Source organism: Leptospira fainei serovar Hurstbridge str. BUT 6 (genome assembly GCF_000306235.2).
GTDB classification, from domain to species: Bacteria; Spirochaetota; Leptospiria; order Leptospirales; family Leptospiraceae; genus Leptospira_B; species Leptospira_B fainei.
In genome coordinates this window covers 314577-331105 of the sequence record NZ_AKWZ02000010.1, presented here as the reverse complement: position 1 = coordinate 331105, position 16529 = coordinate 314577, and the positions used below count along the sequence as shown (strand labels likewise).

11 protein-coding genes are annotated in these 16529 nt (G+C 42.7%); 9 read left to right on the top strand and 2 right to left on the bottom strand.

Annotated features, from left to right (window positions below):
• Window positions 1-2 precede the first annotated feature (2 nt).
• From LEP1GSC058_RS10655 to LEP1GSC058_RS10645, 3 genes are all read left to right on the top strand, one after another.
• A complete protein-coding gene (locus LEP1GSC058_RS10655) occupies window positions 3-3413 on the top strand; it encodes a GMC family oxidoreductase N-terminal domain-containing protein (protein ID WP_016550062.1) in 3411 nt (1136 codons plus the stop codon).
• Window positions 3414-3475: 62 nt separating this feature from the next.
• Window positions 3476-5041 (top strand): GMC family oxidoreductase N-terminal domain-containing protein, encoded by a 1566-nt coding sequence (locus LEP1GSC058_RS10650; RefSeq protein ID WP_039948567.1) that lies wholly within the window; start codon window positions 3476-3478, stop codon window positions 5039-5041.
• 238 nt (window positions 5042-5279) lie between these two features.
• Complete coding sequence (locus LEP1GSC058_RS10645) at window positions 5280-5993, top strand: class I SAM-dependent methyltransferase (RefSeq protein ID WP_016549753.1); 714 nt, start codon at window positions 5280-5282, stop codon at window positions 5991-5993.
• Between the two features lie 22 nt (window positions 5994-6015).
• On the opposite strand, the gene LEP1GSC058_RS10640 is transcribed toward LEP1GSC058_RS10645, so the two are convergent.
• A complete protein-coding gene (locus tag LEP1GSC058_RS10640) occupies window positions 6016-10203 on the bottom strand; it encodes an AAA family ATPase (protein ID WP_016550755.1) in 4188 nt (1395 codons plus the stop codon).
• A gap of 561 nt (window positions 10204-10764) precedes the next feature.
• On the opposite strand from LEP1GSC058_RS10640, the gene LEP1GSC058_RS10635 reads away from it, so the two are divergent.
• The 6 genes from LEP1GSC058_RS10635 (at window position 10765) to LEP1GSC058_RS10610 (ending at window position 15013) form a co-directional block, all read left to right on the top strand.
• Window positions 10765-11622: an SDR family NAD(P)-dependent oxidoreductase gene (locus LEP1GSC058_RS10635; RefSeq protein WP_016549670.1), complete on the top strand. Its 858-nt coding sequence runs from the start codon at window positions 10765-10767 to the stop codon at window positions 11620-11622.
• Window positions 11623-11882: 260 nt separating this feature from the next.
• Window positions 11883-12326 carry a DUF1761 domain-containing protein gene (locus tag LEP1GSC058_RS10630; protein ID WP_016550511.1) on the top strand — a complete coding sequence of 148 codons (444 nt, stop codon included), beginning with the start codon at window positions 11883-11885 and terminating at the stop codon, window positions 12324-12326.
• Between the two features lie 136 nt (window positions 12327-12462).
• Entirely contained in the window at window positions 12463-13104 is a 642-nt protein-coding gene (locus LEP1GSC058_RS10625) for a TMEM175 family protein (RefSeq protein WP_016550049.1), read from the top strand.
• Between the two features lie 178 nt (window positions 13105-13282).
• Window positions 13283-14098, top strand: coding sequence for a helix-turn-helix domain-containing protein (locus tag LEP1GSC058_RS10620; RefSeq protein ID WP_039948564.1), 816 nt, complete (start codon window positions 13283-13285; stop codon window positions 14096-14098).
• Between the two features lie 75 nt (window positions 14099-14173).
• Window positions 14174-14539 (top strand): VOC family protein, encoded by a 366-nt coding sequence (locus LEP1GSC058_RS10615; protein WP_039948293.1) that lies wholly within the window; start codon window positions 14174-14176, stop codon window positions 14537-14539.
• Window positions 14540-14584: 45 nt separating this feature from the next.
• Window positions 14585-15013, top strand: coding sequence for an LIC_13387 family protein (locus LEP1GSC058_RS10610; protein ID WP_016550969.1), 429 nt, complete (start codon window positions 14585-14587; stop codon window positions 15011-15013).
• 54 nt (window positions 15014-15067) lie between these two features.
• On the opposite strand, the gene LEP1GSC058_RS10605 is transcribed toward LEP1GSC058_RS10610, so the two are convergent.
• Window positions 15068-16387, bottom strand: coding sequence for a spinster family MFS transporter (locus LEP1GSC058_RS10605; RefSeq protein ID WP_016550106.1), 1320 nt, complete (start codon window positions 16385-16387; stop codon window positions 15068-15070).
• Window positions 16388-16529: the final 142 nt, after the last annotated feature.

The window sequence follows — 16529 nt, the reverse complement described above, 5'->3', positions numbered from 1 at the left end:
AGTTGCAAAATAGAATTTCGCTTCCCATCGAAAGAATAGAAAAAGAATACGAGGTAGTCGTAATCGGATCCGGTTATGGCGGCAGCATCGCGGCTTCGCGTTTGTCTCGTGCAGGTAAAAAAGTCTGTCTATTGGAGAGAGGCAAGGAGATTCGCCCGGGAGAATTTCCAAATAAAGAATCCGAAGCGATTCGCGAAGTACAATTTAGTTTGCCGGAGGATCGGATAGGTTCCGAAGCGGGATTATACGATTTTCATCTTAGTCCCGATATTAGCGTTCTCGTGGGGTGCGGGTTGGGCGGAACTTCGCTTATTAATGCTAATGTAAGTTTGCGGGCTGATAAAGAGGTTTTTCAAGACGAATGTTGGCCGAAAGAAATTCGAGTCGAATCCTCTAAGAACGAATTAAATCCGTATTATGCGCTCGCAGAAGAAATGTTAAAACCGAATCCTTATCCTTCTAATTTTCCGAATTTGAATAAGCTGCAGGCTTTGAAGCAATCTTCCCAATATGTGGAAGGAAAATTCTATCGAGTCCCGATTAACGTAACGTTTACTTCCGGAATAAATCATGTAGGAGTAAAGCAAGACGCATGCGTTAACTGCGGCGATTGTGTTTCCGGATGCAATTACTCGTCGAAGAACACGACACTCATGAATTATTTGCCGGATGCGTATAATCACGGTGCAAGCATTTTCACCGAATCGAAAGTTCGATATATCGAAAAGAGCGGAGAAGGATGGCTTGTTCATTTTGATTTACTCGGACTGGGAAGGGAGTTATTCGGAAAAGATACATTATTCGTCAGAGCGAAAACGGTTATTCTTTCCGCAGGTACGTTAGGCTCTACCGAAATTTTATTACGATCTCGCTTAAACGGACTATCTACATCCGATGTTTTGGGAACTCGGTTTACGGGAAATGGAGATATGTTGGGATTTAGTTATAACCAGGCCCAGCATATTAATGGAATCGGTTTCGGTTTTAGAAATCCTAAAAATCGAATTCCTGTGGGTCCTTGTATAACAGGAGTGATCGACACTCGAGATTATGGACACTTGGAAGAAGGTATGGTCATTGAGGAAGGATCCATACCGGGAGCGATAGGGAGACAGTTACCCGAGTTGTTTTCTGCGGCAGCCAAACTTTGGGGGAAAAATATTCGTTCAAGTGCATCGGACTTTTTTCTGAAACGATTTCGAACTTTGGTTAGTTTTATTTTCGGTCCTTATCGAGGAGCCGTCAGGAACTCTCAAACTTATCTAGTCATGGCGCATGATGGAAGTTCGGGGCAAATGTCGCTGGAAAAAGACCGTCTTCGAATTCGTTGGCCGGGAATAGGCCAACGACCTATCTTTCAGAAAATTAGCTCGATGTTGGAGAAAGCTACGATTCCGGGAGGAGGTATTTACATTAAGAATCCTGTATGGAACAATCTGACTAAACAGGATTTAATAACCGTACATCCGTTAGGTGGTTGTGTCATGGGAGAGAGCGGCGAAACCGGGGTTGTAAATGGATCCTGCCAAGTGTATTCCTCCGAAACCGGGGAAGATGTACACGAAGGGTTGTACGTAATGGATGGCTCGGTTATCCCACGATCAGTGGGTGTTAACCCCTTATTAACGATCGCTGCAATTGCTGAAAGGGCCTGCCAAAAACTTGCCGAAAGACAGGGATGGAAAATAGGCTACGCGCTTCCGTCTAAACCCCCTATACCCGACTCCAATTCGGATGTTCCAGGAATTGAATTTACCGAAAGTATGAAAGGATTTTATTCCGCACAAACCGATAACCAGGAGCGGGGATTTGAAATCGGTAAGAACGATGGAACCGCGTTTGAATTCGAACTAACGATTCGTTCCGAAAACGTGGACGAAATGATTCGAAATCCTTCGCATAAAGCCGGTCTTATCGGAACGGTAAAGGCGCCTAAATTATCCGTCAAAGCTTTAACGGTTACTAATGGAGAGTTCGAGCTTTTCATCGAACGGAAGGATAGAATTGAAACTCGAAATATGGTTTATAAAATGATCATGCATTCGGTCGAGGGGAAGAGCTATCGATTTAAGGGAGAGAAATGGATTCAGAATGACGGATTGATAAACCTTTGGAGAGATACGACGACTCTCTATATTACGATTTATGACGGACCGAGCGAGATGGACTCCGTACTAGGCGTAGGAATTCTCCATATACTTCCGGAAGACTTCGCAAAGCAAATGACTACGATGAATGTCATCAATTCGAAAGGTTTTTTGCAAAAAACGGATGCTTTAATTAAATTCGGAAAATTCTTTGCCGGCGCTCTATATGATGTTTATGGGAGACTTGCAAGCTCAATGTTTCCATGGGAAAAGGACGCGAGGCCGAGAGAAAAAAGAAAGCTGAATGTTTCCGCGCCGATAGCATACTATTTTAATACTCAAGACGGCGTTCAATTACGACTACTTCGGTATCGAGGCGGCAAAAAAGGACCCGTATTACTTTCTCCGGGTTTAGGCGTATCTAGTTTAATTTTTAGCATCGATACTATCGATGTGAATTTATTGGAATTTCTGTTCGGTAACGGTTATGATGTTTGGTTATTTGATTACCGAACTTCTATCGCTCTCGGATCCGCACCTTTTCCGAATTCAGGCGATCCCATTGCTAAGATAGATTATCCTGCGGCCGTCGCAAAGGTGAAAGAAATTACCGGTGCAGACTCGATTCAAGTCGTGGCTCATTGCTTCGGTTCAACAACTTTTTTTATGGCAATGTTAGCCGGACTTTCGGGGGTCAGATCCGCGGTAATTTCTCAAATCGCGACAAATGTCGAAGTGCCGACTTTAATGCAACTTAAGGTAGGACTTCACGTATCGGAAGTACTAGACGCGCTGGGTGTAAAGGATTTGACGGCATATGCGGGTAAACATCCGAATTGGGCCGATCGAATATTGGATAAACTATCCGCGCTTCAACCGCAATCGCTTACGGAGCACGATATGAATCCGGTTAGTCGTAGAATTACCTTTCTATATGGACAACTTTATAGATTAGAAAACCTAAATGAAGAAACATACAGATACGGATTGAGAGAAATGTTCGGCGTAGGTAATATTAAAGCGTTTGAGCATTTATCTAAAATGGTCCGCGCAAAGCACGTCGTTGACGATAAGGGGAATGATACGTACATTCCTTCGTTCGAACGTCTAAATTTACCGATTACGATTTTACACGGTGCGTTAAACGAATGTTATCTTCCTGAAAGTACTGAAAAAACCTACTCGAGATTGGTCGATACATTCGGTCCGGAGAAGTACCAAAGACATTTGATTCCCGGTTACGGCCACATAGACTGCATTTTCGGAAAGAATGCTTATAAGGACGTATTTCCTATCATCGTTAAATCTTTAGATGCGTATTCATAGTCCGTTTTGATTCGAAATCCTCGATATTGTTCGAGTTAAATTTGAGAAGGGGTCGAGCTTGGATGGAAAATTATGACGCAATTGTAATCGGTTCCGGATTCGGCGGTTCGATAAACGCATTGAGAATTTCGGAAGCAGGTAAAAGCGTTTTAGTACTCGAACGAGGTAAACGCTTTCATCCGGGTGAATTCCCGCGCGACGTGAGAAAGGTCGAAGAGTTATTCTGGAAGTACCCCAAAGAAAAAAACTTTCGCGGACTTTATGAATTAAATTTCTTTTCGGGATTGGGAACGATTACGGCCTCCGGACTCGGAGGAGGTTCATTAATTTATGCTAATGTTCATATTCGTCCCGACAAATCGGTATTCGAAAATGCGCGTTGGCCTTCTCCGTTTAGTCGCAGCTATCTCGATCCGTATTATGACAAAGTAGCCGAGAAGCTGCAAGTTAAACCTTTACCCGCGAGTTGGGATATTCCCAAGCGTACCGAATTTCATAGAGCGGCGGAGATAAACGGGCATTCTTGTTTTGATCCCGATGCGGCGGTTAGTTGGCAGAGCCCCGCCTCCAAAGGACAGGTAGAGTGTAAGAAATGTGCCGAGTGCGAATTCGGCTGCAACTACGGGGCTAAAAATACGTTAGATTATAATTATATAAGAGATGCGGAAAGTAACGGCGCGATTTTTAGAACAGGCGCGTACGTTTCTCATATTTCTACAGACTCTAAAGACGGCTATACGGTCCACTACATTGATCTCGAATCCGGCCAGAAACGCAGCGCTTCGGGACAGCGAGTCGTTCTTTCTGCGGGGACGCTCGGTACAAACCGTATTTTGTTTAATAGTCGAGATACGTATAAGACTTTGCCGAATATTAGCCGAAGGCTAGGCTGGGGGTACTCTGCAAACGGTGATTTCTTAGGTGCAATCGAGAACAGTCGAAAAGCTTTGCATCCTTGGGACGGTCCGGATGTTACGACTGTCATAAATTATTTTCCCGAAGGCATGGAGTTTACGTTGGCAGCGCCGACATTTAACGAACCTGTTATGGCATTTTTGGCATCGTTAGGGCTGGCAAAACCCGGGTGGTTTTTAAGAGCGATCGCCCCATTCTTTTGGAAACTTGCTGGCAGGATGTTGCCTCTTGCCTTTAAATCGGGTCTTCTTAGTCATGCGGTTGCAAAGCGACTTCCGGGTTCGGGAGATCCGATTAGAATGACGAATCTATTTGCCATCGGCAGAGACAATGCGAACGGTTTGGTCGTTCGTTCGGGACGAGATATAGACGTTAAATGGAGATATTCTAAGGAGAACAAATTATTAATTCAAAACATGTCTGCTGTTATGCGACAAGTCGGGGATGCGTACGGAGGCGAATTCGGTGTCTTATCGACGTTTTTACTTTTTAATCGCATCTTATCGGTCCACTCACTCGGCGGCTGCCATTTGGCCGTTGATTCGAGTAAAGGAGTCGTTTCCACTAACGGGGAAGTCTTCGGTTATCCGGGTTTGTTCGTTGCCGACGGATCCGTTATTCCTAATTCGATAGGGTTTCATCCAGTTATGACGATCTCTGCCGTTTCCGAACATATAGCCGAGTATGTAAGTCGGAGCTTTAATAGAGTTTGAAGAAATTTAGGGTGATTATAAAGAATCTATTGCTATAACAATAGCCGATTTTCTTGAGTAAAAAAACAATAACATTATTATTAAGTGGGACATAGCTTGCTAATTGCCATTTCATTAATTATAAAAAATCATATAAGGCTGATTTCGGCTCAAAAATTGCTTTTAACTTCCTTTCGAGGCGCTATCAGCAAAATATTAAGTAACTGCAGTAAGCAGAAAAACTAAAAGGAAAGCAAAAATGAAAAAGGCAAAGGATTATTTGGATTTAGGAAAACCCGAGGATGAATATCATAATTCTGTTATTGAAGGTCAAAAGATATATTCCGATAGTTTTTTGCGTATTTACGATATTGTCGTGCTGCATATTATAAGTCGTTGGTTCTGGAGATGTCCACCGGACAATATGGTGCGGCTCTATAATGAGAATTTACGGGGAAATCATCTCGATATCGGAGTTGGAACGGGATATCTTTTACAAAAAGCTAAATTTCCCGTTTCTAAGCCCAGAATTTCCGTTTTAGATTTGAATCCGAATACTCTAGTCGAGGCCCGTCGGAGGTTATCGGCAATTAGCGAAGATTTCAGCGCATACAGAGCGAACATTCTTGAGCCGATTGCAATTAAGGAAAAATTCGATTCGATAGGTTTAAGCTTCTTATTTCATTGTGTTCCCGGTCAAATTTATGAGAAAGCGACAGTCGCATTTAAGAACCTGATCAAAATTCGAAGCAAGGACGGCGTAATCTTCGGTTCGACTGCTTTATACGACTTAGGACAAGAACATCCACTTTCGCGCTATGGAATGAAGAATCTTAACAAAAGAGGCGTATTTCACAACACCCAAGATACGCTTCCCGGTTTAGAGAAAGCGTTGGCGGAAAATTTTAAAGACTATAAATTGTATACGGTCGGCGCCGTGGCGTTTTTTGTCGCGGGAAAGGCGCGTCGATAGAAGATAAATATTGTCAGGTTATTCAAAGGCGGATGCGTTTAAGGCGTCTCAAATCGGCCGCAGCTCCCAACTCGATAAAGAGGTTTTTAGCCGTTTCGATCCTTTGCGAATCGTTTAAATTCATTCCGGCTTCTAACATGCAATTAGCGTGCTCCCATCGATTCGGTTGCTTGGAAAGGAACATCTCCGCAATCTCAAAAGTCTGTCTTGCTTCTGATTGTTTACCTTTGAAGTTGAGATAACTTGCGTGCAATGCTAAAGCCGGACCGTGGAGATAAGGAAGAGCCTTGCCTAACGCTAAACCTCTGTGGATACCCGTTTCTATAATCTTTTCAAATTTGGCTTTGTCGGTTCTAAACCCTGATTTTAAAACAAAGAGGGCCGCTTCCGCGTTATAGACGTTTCCAATTTGCAATTGGGGCATCTTAACATCGCATTCCAGGAATCCGCGATAGCTTCTATTGCTCCATTCGGCGGCTTTTTCCGGCCAGCCTTCCATGACCGAAAGTTTTAAAAGCTTATTCAACGTCGAAAGTTCATTCATTAGATCTTTTTCATGTGCTGCCCTGTTGGCTTCCGCGAGAAGCTTTGCTTCCAATTCGTCGGCAGATAATTCACCGAGTAAATAACTGAAATATGGAGACCAGATTCGCGTCCATTTGGCCTGAAGCCTGGCGCCTAATTCTTCTGCGACAGTCCCGATATCATCGAAGAATGTTCTAGATGTTTTAAAATCGGATAGAAAATAATGCATAAATCCACCTATCGATAGAGCAGAGAGTAGTTCCCATTTCTCGCCGACTTGTCGATAAATTCCGATACCTTCGTGCAGATAAGGAAGTCCTTCACGCGGTTTATTTTGCATCATATAAAACGCGCCGAATAAAAGTCTCGTGACGGCTCGAGCGTAAGGATCTTCGATGGTTTCGGCCAATGTTAAGCTTTTATCCAAAAATTTTCTCGCCGGAGAGAAAAGATTTAAACCGGATAGCACTTGTCCCATCGCGGCTTCTGCGAGAGCTCGTTGCGAAAATGTTTCATACCGTTGTGTCGCGTTAAAATTCGAGAAGACTGCCCAGCCGAATTTCTTCGTATCTTGCCAAAGATAAATTTTGGACAAGGCGACTAAAATAGCCGATCGAAGAGAGAGTAGCTTTTGCTTTTTTGCCGAACTCAAAGCGGGGCCGAACAATGAGAAACGAAGCAATAAGGGTATTTGCACGATGATCTTGAAAATGGTTCCGAGGCGTCTTTTCGGAGGAGTCAGGCCTGTTAAAGCCAACGCTTTTTCCAATGAACGCAGTGCGGGGCCGGAATTATCCTGTTCTTGATAAATTTGCCCTAATCCGGTTAATAAACGAATCCGTTCCGTTTTACTGATTTTCCTATTTAAGCATTCTTTAAATAGAATTTCAGCTTCGACGTATTCTCCGGCCTGTCTGTAAACGTTCGCCAATGCCTCCTTTATCGAATAAGCTTCTTTGCTCTTATTTCCGGATTTGCCGAGGATTTCTAACGCTTCTTTATAATGATAAATCGCATCCTGGTTCGCATAATTTTCACGAGCTTTTCCCGCAGCCATTAGCGAAAATTCGAAAGCTTTCTTCGTATCACCGCTATTTTTGTAATGAAAGGAAAGAATATCCGCCTGTTCCGAAAGGTTATCCGAGGCTTTATCCTCTATAAACGAGGCGATCTTACGATGCAGAGATTCTCTAGTCGAATGGAGGAGGGTATTGTAAACGATATCACGAATAACTATATGTTTAAAAATATAAGTTAAAGGATCCGGAGCTTCTAACGGAGTTAAATCCAAAGTTTCTAAGGCTTGTAAGATTCCGCTTAGTTCCTTTCGAATTTCCTGCGGCAGCAAATGGCTTAAAGTATCGAAGTGAATTAATCGTCCGGCTACGGAGGCCGTTTTTAAGACGATTTTCTCCTGCTCATCCAATCTATCGACTCTGGCAAGGAGTACGTCATTTAAGCTATTTGGAATATTGATTTCAGCGTCGCTTTTTACCGGATATAGATTACCGTTCTCGGAATTAATGAGCGCTCCTTCCTCAATTAAATTATGAACGATGGATTCCAGAAAGAAGGGGTTACCGTTGGACTGGACTAAAATCTTATCGATGAATCCTCCTGACTCGAGGTGAAACTTACGCAATAAGAATTCTTTCGCCTCTTCGATCGTAAACTCGCGTAAAATAATCGAATTTTCATTCGAATCGAACTTGGATTCTCCAAATTGCCCTTCGGGACGAGATACCAAAATCAGCAAGGCTTTCATATCGAGAATTCGCGACGAGATTTTCTCTAATAAGCGCAACGAAAGTTCGTCCGCCCAATGCACATCTTCGAACACGAGCAAGAGAGGTTTTTGACTAGATCGTACTGATAATAACTCCGTAATTATTTCGAAAACGCGTTCGTTTTTTTGCTTTTGAGATAAACCTTTAGTTAAAGGATCCTCTTCTATCGGCGTTCCTAACAATGAAAGTAGCGGCTTAGCCCAGGAGGGATCTATAGTCGGTAGGGTTTTTAGCGAGGATTCGATTTTCGACAATCGACCTTGCGGGGAATCATCTTCAAAAATGCCGAAAAATAATCCTAGTAGCTCTTTCCAAGGATAAAAGGGAGTGAATTTCTCATAAGGATAACAATAACCTAATAGGATTTCAACGTTTCTTTCGTATGCCTGATCGATAAAGGTGTTCGTTAACCTCGATTTTCCGAGTCCGGCCTCCGCAACTACGCGACAAACTTGGCCTTCGCTCTGCATCCCCTTTTCCAAGAATCGATGAAGAGTATTTAGTTCTTCGGTTCTTCCTATAATCGGATCTCTATATTGGACCAACAATCCGGGAATATTTTTACTTTCCTCTAACAGACGAAATATACGAACGGAACCCTTGATGCCTTTCAGTTCCATTTCATCCGCGGATTCTACTTGAAAGTTTCTCCCGGACTTGGCTTTCGTATTGGCATCTATCAGGATACCCTTCTCGTCGGGAATCGTCGCCAATCGAGCGGCGATATTCATGAGTTCGCCTATAGCGGTAAAATCCTTTCGGAACGGAGCGCCAAGATCGCCCGTATAAGCCATTCCGGTGGCTATCCCGATTTGCAGGTCCTTACCCGCTACGAACTCTGAAGATTTATCCAATACTCGCAACGCAAACCTTTGTGCGAGAGCTTCCTTATTTTCGAGAGCCTGAGGAGCGCCGAATACTATTACGAACATAGCGCCTTTGTCGGATAGATCTATCATCAAGAAAGTTCCATTGAAAGAACTAGCGAGCGATTGAACGTAAATTACAAATTTATTAAGATTATTTCTGTCTTCTTCTCTTCTTAAGTGCGGTTCAACATGAAGAAAGACGGCGGTAATTTCCCGATAATCTCCGGAGAAATCGCGATGAATATTCGTAACGCTAGTTAACAGCTCGGGAACGATAAATCGCTTACTTCGCTTCAGCAATCGTTCGGGATTCGAATGGATAAGTTCCGGAAAAGAGGCGCCGAACGGCCTCTTCACTTCTATATTTAAGTTTATTAATTTATAAAAGTCGCTGGAAATTTCCTCGAATGCAATCGATCGAGTTGGCAGCTGGTCGAATAGGCTTTTGCTGATAATTACTTCTCCGCCGGAAGCAATCTTTTCCGCGTCAACCGCTTCCTGCACCGGATGGCCGGATAGGACGGCTCGAAAAAATCTACTTGATTCGCCTAAGATTATTTCCCTAATTCCTCCATAACCGAGGCCGATTCTTGCCTGTAACGAATATCGGTCCCCGAGCAGTTCGATATCCTTGAACGAAGAGAGAATCGGGAAAAGATCGAGCGAACAACTAGCGGCTCTGAGCGCGGAATTCCCCTTAGGCTCGGATTCCGACGCTTCAAAGCTCACGAGCAAGGAATCTCCGGCGAACTGATAAACTACTCCACCCCAGGAATGAATATGTTCTATAACTTTCGTATAATATTCTGATAAAGTGCTTTGCAGTATGTCGATCCCTCGGGTTCCTTTTGCGGCGAGGGAAACCGTCGTCGGGGTAAAATTTACGACATCAAAGAATAATATCGCTCCGTCTACGATTTGGGATCTATAAAATTTTGATTCGTTTTCTTCGGCTAGTCTTTTGTAGATTGCAGAAGGTATATAGGGTCGGATCTGAGTGATCGTAGTTTCAATAGCGGGATCTATCAATGGTTACCTTACAGTTTTGTAATAAATTAATTGAACAGACAGAACAGGAGTTAATCAACCTGGAAAAATTCGGTCAAGACAAAAGAGTGTTAAATATTGTAAAATTGGGCCTGTTTTTGGACATAATTTGAAAATTTATGATCTTTTCATTTTTGCGATCGTCGGCACTTTATAAAGATTTTTTTTCGCCGAGGCATGAACTTTGAAAAATATTTTTGGAAAAATAAATTATTTTTCGTCGAAATCGGCTTAGTGATTACGTAAGCGGATACTCGTAATGATCGATTCAAATCCGCAATTCTCAAGGTGATCATAAGATTCTAATCGTTTCCTTCCCGAAAAATCGATTTTTGATGTGAATTTTGTTATATTCAAAATTATTAAAATTCTATTCTCGCGGCATTCTGATTCTATAAACACTACTCTTAGTGACGGCGCATCCTTCGGTAAGGCTTTTATAAAATCGATTACGCATTTTTTTGCGATAATCTCAGGTGTCTATGACGTCCGGGATCCCAATAATTAATTTGCGGATTTTACGGACTTGAGCAGAATGCTATTATGAATTCGATACTAGTTACTGGCGTAAGTTCCGGAATTGGATTGGCCTTAACTGAAAAATTGATTAAAAACGGCTCATTCGTATTCGGTAGCGTTCGATCAAAGGATCAAGGTCTTACCTTAAAAAACAGGCTTGGTGAGCGTTTTTATCCTTTGTATTTTGATGTAACAGACGAGACCGCTATTTCCGAGGCGGAAATAGAAGTGAAGAGCGTTCTAGGATCAAAGAACCTTAATGGATTAGTGAACAATGCAGGTGTCGTTATTCCAGGACCGTTAAAGGAAATGCCCATTTCGGCTTTTCGTAAACAATTAGATATTAATTTAATAGGTCCATTCGCCGTTATTCAGAAATTTCTTCCGCTCTTGGGCGCAAGGCCGGACAACATGGAACTTCCCGGTCGGGTCGTAAATATTAGTTCGATGAGCGGCGTAAGAACTTTTCCGTTTCTCGGAGCATACTCGGTTTCTAAATACGGTATCGAGGCTCTCACTGACGGTTTGAGAAGGGAATTAGGGCTTTATGGAATTGATGTGATTTCAATATTACCGGGAGCTATTTTAACTCCGATGACTGATAAGATTAATAATGATCTTCGAACATCCTTGGCCTTTTCCGATTATCAAAATTCTCTTTTAAAATTTATGAAACTTAATGAGAGTAACGCGCATAGAGGAATTCCGTTAAGTAGGGTAGTCGATACTATTATTATCGCATTAGAAACTAAAAGGCCGAAAGTCCGTTATTTTCTTAAAAGCAGTTTTATCGTGGATACGCTTCTGTCGAAGTATCTTCCTACGCGAATTTTCGATAAATTAATCGCGATCACCTTCGGGATACGAAAACGAAAATCTTGAAAGGAATGTTTGAAATTTTCGGATTAATTTCGTGCAAAGGATTTTGAAGAAGCGAAGAAGCCATTGAAAGAATATTTAAAGTATTTCAAGCCGATCAGGAGCCCCGATCTATTTAAAGAGATTATATTCAACTGCACAGACTTTACAAATGGAGGAAATTGAAATATTGATAACTAAGTCGCGCAGTCCGAGAAGCCGTAATAAATACTTGACTCGCTTTCAAAGAACGATATAAGGCTTACCCAAACTAGGAGGGCTTTATGCAACCCGAAATTCATTTAAATTATTTCGCAATTATCGCGGGAGTTTTGGCGAATATAGTAATCGGTTTTCTTTGGTATGGCCCGCTGTTCGGAAAAGCTTGGGCGGCGGAAATGGGTTTTCCAAAAGATATGAAACCGGATACCAAACAAATGATGAAATCAATGGTATTGATGGTAATAGGATCCTTTTTGACGGCTTACGTGTTGGCACATAGCGTGGATAGTTGGAGACCCTCTTCCTGGAAGGTCGGAGAAGATCAACCCGCCTGGACATACGGATTCTTTGCGGCTTTTTTTACCTGGATCGGATACTATGTTCCTCTTTTATTCGGCTCCATTTCTTGGGAAGGCCGCTCTTGGAAACTTTTTTCAATTAATGCCGCATACTATTTCGTTTCGCTTCAAACGATAGGAATGATCTTAGCATACTGGCGGCTTTAAGAAAGAAGCTCTGCAGGTTGCCCGGCATTGGAGTAATTTATCCATTTTGTTCGTTCGGAAAATAGTAGTCTGGAGTCTTATCTTTCCGGCGAAATAATCTTTCTTTCTTAAATCTTATAAGCTTGGAGATCTCCTAATGTCCGGAACCAATAACTATAATGAAATAGCCGGACAGAGAATTCATCGCACCGAAGCTTTGGCTGACGGAGTTTTTGCCGTTGCATTCACTCTTTTAATACTGGATGTAAAAGTTCCGATTGCGGAGACGATTCGTTCTGAAACGGATTTGTGCGTTTATCTGATTTCAATTTCGCATAAGCTCTTAAGCTATTGTTTGAGTTTCATTACTCTTGGAATATTTTGGGTCGGACATTCAATGCAATATACGTTCATCGTTCGAAGCGATCGTCATTTAAGCTGGATATCCATCCTATATCTTGCTTTCGTAACGCTCTTACCGTTTACGACCGCCTTTCTGAGCGAATTCATCGAATTTAAAACTGCGATAGGTTTATATTGGCTCAATATCGTTCTACTCGGTACCACCATCTATTTTCATTGGGCATACGCGTATAAAAACGGTCTCGTTGATTCGAAGCATTCGATGATTGGCAAGATCGATAAAACGATTCGGAATCGGGTGCTTTATGCACAGCTTCTTTACGCTGCCGCGGCCTTACTTTGCTTTATAAATAATTATCTAAGCATTATCGCAATATTTTTGATACAGTTGAACTATGCGATTGCGCCAAGATTTCAACGGAGATCAATCCGATAAATTTCTCCGATCCGTTTTAATCGTTCAATCTCCGGCTTCGAACTTAATTGACTTCTTTTCGTTTAGGTTCGATAATTTTTCGTCGAAGATCCTGGTCTTTTCCCGTATTCATCGCAAAGTGAACCATGCTCAGGGAATATACTTAAAGAGACTGAGAGATCTATGTGGACGTGATCTTATGGATATTACTTTTTTCAAACCGAAGAGAGAATTACGGGATTCGATCGCCAAAATATGGGTTCATCAAAATCGAGGAAAGGAAATCGTTTTGCCTAGTTGGTTGATAGTTCCCGACGGGGAAATTAAGATTATTTTTCCCTTTTACGGGAATATCCGTTGTACCATCGCGGATCGGGGACGGCTTCACCGCACTTCCAATTTAATTATTTCAGGAATGAGAACGGAACCCGGGTATCTGAATTTCGAGCAAGGATTAGGAACGATCGGGATTATTTTACAACCCGAAGCCGCTTATCGTTTTTTCGATTTGCCTATGTCCGAGATTGCGAATATGACCCTGAGCGCAGCGGACTTATTTGGCGACAAAATTCGCGAATGGGAAGAAATCCTCATGGATCTTCCTTCGGTGGAATTGAAGGTGGAGTTCATTCAAAACCGCTTAATTCAACGATTAAGACGAAAGAAAAATCGTGACTCGCTAATCGAATATGCCGTACGGGATTTGCGAATGAACGCTGGCCGAAAAACCATTCAAGAACTATCTCTCGAATTAGGTTTTTCAAGGCGCCATCTCAACCGAAGATTTATGGAAACGATCGGTGTCGGCCCGAAACTATTGGCCAATGTTTTTCGATTTCAATCCATTTATAAAATCGTTAAAAACCGGAAATCATCGAGATTACAGGATCGAATTTTCTACGATCGTTATTATGACCAGGCTCATTTCATCAAAGATTTCCGCAGGTTTACCGGAAGTTCTCCCGGGCGTTACATAGAGGAAGCGACCGATTATGGAAAACTATTTCCCGATTAGAATGTCCCATTTTTACAATACAATCGCGATCGGATCGATTATCGTTTTCTCATTCAAATCTACGATAGAGGAAATATGAAACATCTAACCAACTGGATTGAGATCCCTGTCATGAACTTGGATAGGGCCGTCGGATTTTACTCCGGAATATTAGGAATCGAATTTCACCGCACGGAAATAGGCCCCATCAAATATGCGATTTTCCCGAGCGAAGACTCTTTTAATTGCGGCGCCTTGGTTCAAGGGGAATCATACTCACCGTCCGATAACGGGATCGTAGTTTATCTGGACGGAGGGCCGGACCTGGATAAGATTTTGCAAAAAGTCGAAGCTGCGGGCGGGCAAGTTACATTGAAGAAAACGTTTCTTTCTCCCGAAGCGGGATATATAGGATTTTTTTTAGATACTGAAGGGAATCGAATCGGATTGCAAAATCCATAATTTAAGTAACGTTCAAATTTTAACTCATTTAGAAAGGTAGAAACTATGAATCCTAAGATATTATTACGGATAGCGTCATTTTTAATTCTTTTCCACGCCGTCGGCCATACGTTCGGCATGCAGACAAGAAAAAACGTTCAGGATCCTCCGGCTAAAGCCTTAATTCAGACGATGTCCGAGGTAAAGGTTCCGATGATGGGAAAAATGACGAACCGTTCTTATGACGATTTTTACTACGGAATGGGGATTGCATTGTCCGTAGCTCTCTTGTCTATTACGATTCTATTATGGATTCTCGGCGGCATAGCGGTATCAAATCCCCAGAACGCAAAAAATCTACTGTACCCGATCCTATTCAATCTATCCGGCCTGGCAGTTATTGAATTCGTTTATTTCTTTCCGTTACCCGCATGGACATCGACCTTATCCTCCATTTGTATCGTGCTCACGCTGATTCGATTGGGCAAAAAGTAAGGAAAAGCCTGCGATTAGCTTACGGAAATTTTCCGATTAGGAGGTGCCTAGATTTCAACTAGACATCTCCCGCTTCATATTAGCCGCGTCTTCGGGAAAGCTTCTGGAAGCCAAAAAAACAAAGGCAGCGGTTGCAAATACCATAACGGGAATTAAATACAGCGAGTCGTGCAAGCCTACCGCTTTGAATTGTTCCGTAATCTCGATCGCTCCGGCGCGAACCATCGCGGCTCGAGCTAGATAGTCGGAGAGCCAACCTACGACTGCCGGGCCCGCAGCGCCTCCGAGTAAATACATTGCCGCAAAGTAAAGCGCCATTGCCGTGGCTCGGAGTCTGGGTTCGATGACGTCCTGAATGGCGGGATATACGCAAGTATAATAATTATAAGAGGCAAGCCAACCGAGAGCGAATAGGATCGTAAAAGAAATTATGAATTCATCCGATTGTCTTAGGGCATACCAAATTGCGATCCCGGATACCAAAAGATTTATGGCTCCAAAGAGCAAACGTCCGCGCTCCGACTTTTGATGAATTTTATCCGCGATCCAACCGCCGACGGTTAAGCCGACAAGTCCGGTAATACCGACGATGAAGCCGGTGGTCACTGCCGCACTAGTTAAGGAAATATGAAAGTATCGTTGGAGTAAGGAGACTAAGAAGGTATTCACCGAATACGCCGCGAAATTGAAAGTTAGACCCGAAAGAATAATCCACCACATGGTGCGATTTTTCATTACCGTATATATCGGACGATCGATCGGTTTCTTGGATATCGAAACGATTTCGGCTGCACCTCTTTCCGGTTCCTTGATGAAAAACAAAAAGACGGCCAATAGAATTCCCGGAATTGCAGCGATAAAAAACGGAGCACGCCAAGTCCCGAAAGATTTAACCATTGCGCCGACCGTAAAGAAAGCGAGCACCAGCCCGAGCGGTAACCCTAGCATAAAAACGCCCATTGCACGCGCTCTCTTATGAGCCGGAAATAGATCGCCGATCAGAGAGTTTGCTGCGGGAGCATAACTAGCTTCGCCGATTCCCACCGCCATTCTAACGAATAGAAAAGAGGTATAATTCCAAGCGAGCCCGTTAATCGCTGTAAACGCACTCCAGGCGGCTAATCCCCAACCCATGATTTTTTTACGAATCCCGCTATCGGCAAGGCGTCCCAACGGAATGCCGGCCATCGCATATATGATTGTAAATGCGGAACCTATAAATCCAAGTTGAAGATCGGTCAAATTCCATTCATGACGAATCGGCTCAATGATGATCGCAGGTATTGTTCGATCAAAAAAGTTCAAAAGGTTCGCAAAGAATAATAGAATCAGAATTCTCCATGCGTTCTTGGTTTGTTTTCCGTTAATTTCCATCGAATGAAATCTCCCACTATTTTCTTTATTCAAAATCACTGCGCATAACGTTCTTCGATTCGTTCGACTAATGCGGTGTAGATTATGCGCTTAATTGGAAGAAGCGATTCGTAGAAAAGCAAACCTTAAAAATATCGATCGA